Genomic DNA, 1,516 nt, shown 5'->3' with positions numbered 1-1,516 from the left:
AGCGCATTCTCTTGAACATTATATTGATGAAAAAAATATACAAGATATCCTTGCTATTGTACCAAAAGAAGATATAGAGGGTATCAGAGATTTAGCAAAGTCACATGAAAATAATATAGAGTCACAATTGAAGTTTTTATTGGTTATGGTGGTAGCGGAGCTATCAGCAATTAAGGATCAAAAAAATAGCAATTAAGAAATCTATTTTTCTTTTACAGTTAATGAATGGAATTATGAATATTTTGTATGTAAAAACACTATCTGTTGATGGTGTTTTTTGTTTTGGAGAGAGTGTGATGGTATGACAGCTTTCTTGTTTGGAAGCGGTATGAAAATTTTTCTTAGTGTACTAATCGTGGTTCAGTTCATTAAAGCTGAGGAAGTAAAATTCTTAGATTGATAAATAATAAGGAGAGTGAATGTAAATGATTACTGAAATAAGAAAAACAATATCAGGTACAGAGTATTGGGATAACGGAAAGAAGAAAAGCTTATTCGTTCCTATAGGCGAAGAACCAGGATTCGAAGTGACTGTTAATCCTGAGAGTATGATTATGGGTGTGGACTTATCAAACGGTAAAGATATGACAGTGATTAGTGAAGTGCCAGTATTGAGTAACATGACAGTGAAAGAGTTACGTGAGTATGCTGGTGAGTTAGATATTGAAATTCCAGCTGATGTTAAAAAGAAAGAAGACATCATTGAATTATTATCATGAAGTACTGTGACTTTAACGGCTGCCAAAACAAGATAAGTAAGGGACGTTATTGTGAAGAACATAAGCGTAACAAACCAAGGAAGAAGAAAGATAAGAAGAGCGTCTATCATCATGAGAACAAACCGTTTTATAGAACAGATGAATGGAAGTATGTCAGGTCTCAAGTATATGAACGAGAGAAAGGATATTGTCAACGATGTAAGAAGTTTGTCTTTGGTCGAAGTGCTCATGTTCATCACATCATACCAATTAAACAAGATGAAACACTTAAATTAGAAAAAAACAACTTAATGCTACTTTGCCCAAAATGTCATATCAAAGAAGAAAATGAAGATAAACCGAAAAAGGTTTTCCCGAATTATTTTGGATAGCCCCCCTATCAAAAATTAAAATTTATCCTCTGGGGAGGATAGGTAGCGTAGGGGGCATATCAATAGTTGCACCATTTTAAAAAAATGAAGGGGGGTGTGAAAATGGCTCGAATGTCAAAGAAGAAAAAGTTGGAAATGCTAGATGTTGCAAGGGATGAAGAACGAAATAGAATCATAAAATTATTGACTGATGATGACAATTTCACACCTTCATTAGAACCATTAATTGAAAATTATTTAGATGCTTTTATCATTTATAAAACGATGTTTGAAGAATGGAAAGCCGATGGTTTTGCTCCTACAAAAACGCATAAAAACAAGGCTGGTGCAGTAAATGAAATGAAACATCCGCTCGCCCAACAAGTTGAAACTTGGAATGATAAGAAGAATAAAATGTTAGAAGCTCTAGGAATGACGAATAAGGGA

General features: G+C 33.8%; 4 protein-coding genes. All 4 read left to right on the top strand.

What is annotated here, in order from left to right:
- On the top strand, window positions 1–196 hold a 196-nt coding region (locus tag ACQGS6_RS28275; protein WP_426966016.1), incomplete at its 5' end, for a hypothetical protein.
- 229 nt (window positions 197–425) lie between these two features.
- Window positions 426–719, top strand: a complete 294-nt coding sequence (locus ACQGS6_RS28270; RefSeq protein ID WP_426966015.1) for a Rho termination factor N-terminal domain-containing protein — start codon at window positions 426–428, stop codon at window positions 717–719.
- Window positions 716–1,090 (top strand): HNH endonuclease, encoded by a 375-nt coding sequence (locus ACQGS6_RS28265; RefSeq protein ID WP_098391734.1) that lies wholly within the window; start codon window positions 716–718, stop codon window positions 1,088–1,090. The genes ACQGS6_RS28270 and ACQGS6_RS28265 overlap by 4 nt, the downstream gene beginning before the upstream one ends.
- A gap of 102 nt (window positions 1,091–1,192) precedes the next feature.
- The coding region (locus tag ACQGS6_RS28260) for a P27 family phage terminase small subunit (RefSeq protein ID WP_426966014.1) at window positions 1,193–1,516 on the top strand (324 nt) is incomplete at its 3' end.

It is taken from the genome of Bacillus sp. GMs2/2 (assembly GCF_050172095.1).
Classification (GTDB): Bacteria; Bacillota; Bacilli; order Bacillales; family Bacillaceae_G; genus Bacillus_A; species Bacillus_A cereus.
This window is presented reverse-complemented; position numbering and strand designations above follow the sequence as displayed.